Origin of the sequence: Burkholderia sp. Cy-637 (assembly GCF_011753175.1) — a bacterium.
GTDB classification, from domain to species: Bacteria; Pseudomonadota; Gammaproteobacteria; order Burkholderiales; family Burkholderiaceae; genus Burkholderia; species Burkholderia gladioli.
The window spans coordinates 1-3966 of the sequence record NZ_VWWC01000302.1 but is presented as its reverse complement, the minus strand read 5'-3'; the positions used below and the strand labels follow the sequence as shown (position 1 = coordinate 3966).

The 3966-nt window shown below is 72.1% G+C and carries 3 protein-coding genes; all 3 read right to left on the bottom strand.

Going from position 1 to position 3966, the window contains the following annotated elements; translation table 11 throughout:
* Positions 1 to 114: 114 nt before the first annotated feature.
* Positions 115 to 1791 carry an ATP-dependent DNA ligase gene (locus tag F3J10_RS34655; protein ID WP_167243964.1) on the bottom strand — a complete coding sequence of 559 codons (1677 nt, stop codon included), beginning with the start codon at positions 1789 to 1791 and terminating at the stop codon, positions 115 to 117.
* Positions 1788 to 2933 carry a ligase-associated DNA damage response exonuclease gene (locus F3J10_RS34650; protein ID WP_167243963.1) on the bottom strand — a complete coding sequence of 382 codons (1146 nt, stop codon included), beginning with the start codon at positions 2931 to 2933 and terminating at the stop codon, positions 1788 to 1790. Before F3J10_RS34650 ends, F3J10_RS34655 begins: the two co-directional genes overlap by 4 nt.
* A gap of 402 nt (positions 2934 to 3335) precedes the next feature.
* Positions 3336 to 3966: hypothetical protein (locus F3J10_RS34645; protein WP_205200587.1), on the bottom strand; the 631-nt coding region annotated here is incomplete at its 5' end.

Here is a 3966-nt window from a genome sequence, read left to right as displayed (position 1 = left end):
CGCTCTTCCGATCTACGCGGCCTGCCGGGCCGCCGGCGGGATCGGCGTCGACACCATCGTCGAGCGCCCCTGCCTCGCGCCGATCGCGCCGTCGCGCCGCCGGCCGCGCCGCGCTCATGCCGGCGCCTCGTCCAGGAAGCCCTTCAGCATCGCCAGCGTGTCCGCGTCCTCGATCGATTTGTCGGTGCGCCAGCGCAGCATGCGCGGGAAACGCACCGCGATTCCCGATTTGTGCCGCGGGCTGGCCTGGATGCCCTCGAAACCGATCTCGAACACCAGGCTCGGCGTCACGCTGCGCACCGGGCCGAACTTCTCGATCGTGGTACGCCGCACGATGGCGTCGACCTGGCGCATCTCCTCGTCGGTCAGCCCCGAATACGCCTTGGCGAACGGCACCAGGGTGCGCACGCCGTCCACCTCGTCCCACACCGCGAAGGTGAAGTCCGTGTACAGGCTCGCGCGCCGGCCATGGCCGCGCTGCGCGTACAACAGCACCGCGTCGATCGCGTAGGGATCGATCTTCCACTTCCACCAGGTACCGGCGGCCTTGGTGCGCCCGACGCCGTACATCGAGGCGCGCTGCTTCAGCATCAGTCCCTCGACGCCGCGCGCGCGGCTCTGCTCGCGCAGCGCCGCCAGCGCCGGCCAGTCCGCCGCCTCGACCAATGGCGAGACGCGCAGCGCCTCGCCGGCCGGCAAGGCTTCGGCCAGCGCTTCCAGCCGCGCGCGACGCCGCGCGAGCGGTTCGGTGCGCAGGTCGCGGCCGCCCTCCTCGAGCAGGTCGTAGGCGCGCAGCGCGGCCGGCGAATCGGCGAGCACGCGCTTGCTGAGCGACTTGCGCGTGATGCGCGGCTGCAGCCTCGCGAACGGCAGCGGCGTGTCGGCTCCCGGCTCCCAGGCAAGGATTTCGCCGTCGACCACGGTGCCGTCGGGCAAGGCCTCGCCGAGCGCCGCCAGCTCCGGAAAGCGCTCGGTCAGCAGGTCCTCGCCGCGCGACCAGATCCACACGCGCCCGGCGCGCTTCACCAGTTGCGCGCGAATGCCATCCCATTTCCATTCCACCAGCCAGTCGCCGATCGGGCCGAGCGTGGCCGGATCGGCCTGCAACGGATGCGCCAGGAAGAACGGATAGGGCAGCCCGAGATCGCTCTCGTGCATGGCGGCGGTGGCGGCAGTGACGGCGCCGGCATCGCCCTGCGGCTCGGCCGCGATCAGCCGCAGATAGCGCGCGGCATCGGGCGCCTGGCGGGAATCGGTCCAGCCGACCATGCGCTGCGCGATGCGCTTGTGATCGACGCCCGCGATGGCCGCCAGCGCGCGCACCACCAGTTGACGCGACACGCCGACGCGAAATCCGCCGCCGATCAGCTTGGTCAGCAGGAAACGCTCGCTCCAGTCCAGCTCGTCCCAGTAGCCGACCAGGCGCTCGCGCAGGACCTCGGGCTCGCTGCCGCGCAGCGTCAGCACGCGCGTCTCGATCCATTGCGCCAGGCCCAATGACGAGGCGCGCGTGGCGGGCGGCAGCACGTGCGCGATGGTCTCGGCCAGGTCGCCGACCGCCTGGTACGACTCCTCGAACAGCCAGTCGGGCAGCCCGGCGCGATCGCGCGCGCATTGCGCGAGCAGGCGGGTCGGCACCGACTGGCGCGGCTTGCCGCCGGCGAGGAAATACGAGGCCCAGGCGGCGTCCTCGGGTTCGGCCGCCGAGAAATAGGCGACCAGCGCCTCGAGCTTCACCTGGGTCGAGGTGGTCGCATCGAGCGCCGCATACAGGGCCGCGAATCGTTTCATCGCCGGGGCTCCGCGCTCTCGTGCTCGCCGGCGTCCGGGGCCGACGGCGGCGTCCGCCGCGAGGGCGACGTATCGGATGCCGCGCCCACCGCCGCGCTCGGCGCGGCATCCGACGCCGCCTCCGACGCGGGTACGCCTTCATCGGCCTCGTCGCCGTACTCGGTCGCGAACGCGCCCGCCTGCTTGCCGTGTTCATTGAGCCAGCGCACCATCGGCTCGACCTGTCCATGCGTGACGATCACGCGAGCGGCGCCCGTCGCGTCGATCGCCTGCAGCAGCCCCGGCCAATCCGCGTGATCCGAGAGCACGAAGCCGCGATCGACGCCGCGCCGGCGTCGCGTGCCGCGCAAGCACATCCAGCCGGAGGCGAAGGCATCGCTGTAGTCGCCGAAACGGCGCATCCAGGCGCTGCCCTGCGCGGAAGGCGGCGCGATGATCAGCGCGCCGCGAAACGCGGCCTTGTCGCGCGCGGGCACCTCGGCGACCAGGCGCGTGTCGGGCAGGTCGACGCCCGCCTCCCGGTACGCGCGATTGAGCGGCTCGACCGCGCCGTGGCAGAAGATCGGGCCAATGCCGCGATCGATGCCGGCCAGCACGCGCTGCGCCTTGCCGAACGCATAGCAGAACAGCACCGAGGCCCGGCCTTCGGCCGCGTTGTGGCGCCACCACGCGTCGATGCCGGCGAGGATCGTCGCGGTCGGCTCCCAGCGATAGATCGGCAGGCCGAAGGTGGACTCGGTGATGAAGGTGTCGCAGCGCACCGGCTCGAACGGCGCGCAGGTCGGATCCGGCTCCAGCTTGTAGTCGCCCGAAGCGACCCAGACCCGGCCGGCATGCTCGACGCGCACCTGCGCCGAGCCCAGCACATGGCCGGCGGGATGCAGCGACACGCGTGCATCGCCGAGCGCGATCGCTTCGCCATACGGCAGGGCCTGCACCTGAGCCTGCGGCAGCCGCGAGCGCAGCACGCCGACACCGGGCCGGGCGGCGAGATATCGGCCATGCCCGGGGCGCGCGTGGTCGGCATGCGCATGCGTGATCACGGCGCGCTCGACCGGGCGCCAGGGGTCGATGTAAAAATCGCCGGCCGGGCAGTACAGGCCCTCGGGGCGGGCGACGATCAGGTCGGAGGATGAATCCACGCCACTCCCTTCGTCGGGTTGCGGGGACGGCAGGCGCGAATCGGGCGCAACGGGCCCAGGCATGGGCCGGAGGCGCCGTCCGGCGGTGCTGCCGCTTGCGGTTCACGGGCCCGGTGCGCCGGCGCCGTCGCACCGCCTGGGTGGGCAGCGCGGACGCGACGGTTTCGGACACGCTCATCATGCCCTAGCCAGATGCATGCCCGCCGCGCCCGGGTTCGACCGCAGCATGCGGATCGGAGCGCCATCGGCCAAACCGTCGACGAGGGCACCGCGCGGCCACCGTCGAGCCGCCTCGCGCGTCGCGGCCCGGATCGAAGCGCCAGGCCGGAAAAAGAAAACCCCGCCGGGCACGCCGGCGGGGTCGAGAAACGCGGCCGGCCGGTGCGCCGGCGTCGGCTGCCGTCAGGACGCGTCGGACAGCACGATGTTCGCGGTCTTGCTGGGGTCGCCCGCCAAGCCCATCGAGGCGGCATCGTCGGTCGAATACGCATAGGCGTGGATCGCATCGCCGTCGCCGGCGCTCTTGCCGTCCGACAGCGTGACCGTCATGTTGGTCGCGTTGCCGCCGAAATCCTTGTTGCCGTCCACCTTGCTGATATCGGGATTGCCGGCACCGCCGGGCTGGCCGTTGTCGGCGCCGCCGTCCTCGTACAGCACCTCGTCGGGATGCGTGTTGCCGCTCGCGTCCGACGGCGAGATCCGCACGCCGATATCGCCCGAGCCGGCCACGAAGGTCCCCGTCTGCCCCGGCTGCAGCGTGATGGTCCCCTTGTTCTGCCCCTGCACCGAATAGGTGAAGGACTCGGGGCGATTCGTGTCGTTGGTGACGTTGAAGGTCTTGTCGTTGCCGGTGCCGGTGTTCACCACCTTCACCGAATCGGGGCTCACGCCGTTGCTGGCGGCCGCTTGCGGCACGCCGCCGGCATTGTTGCCGAGCCCTGCAGCGCCGGGGGCGGGACCGCCGCCGGACGCGCTCGCGTCGGCGCCTGCCGGCGGTGCTGCCGCGGCAGACGGGGTCGCCGTGGCAGGCGTC

Bases quoted from the DNA above. Each gene is read 5' to 3' on its own strand.
- F3J10_RS34655 (WP_167243964.1), bottom strand. From the start codon at position 1,791: ATGAAACGATTCGCGGCCCTGTATGCGGCGCTCGATGCGACCACCTCG.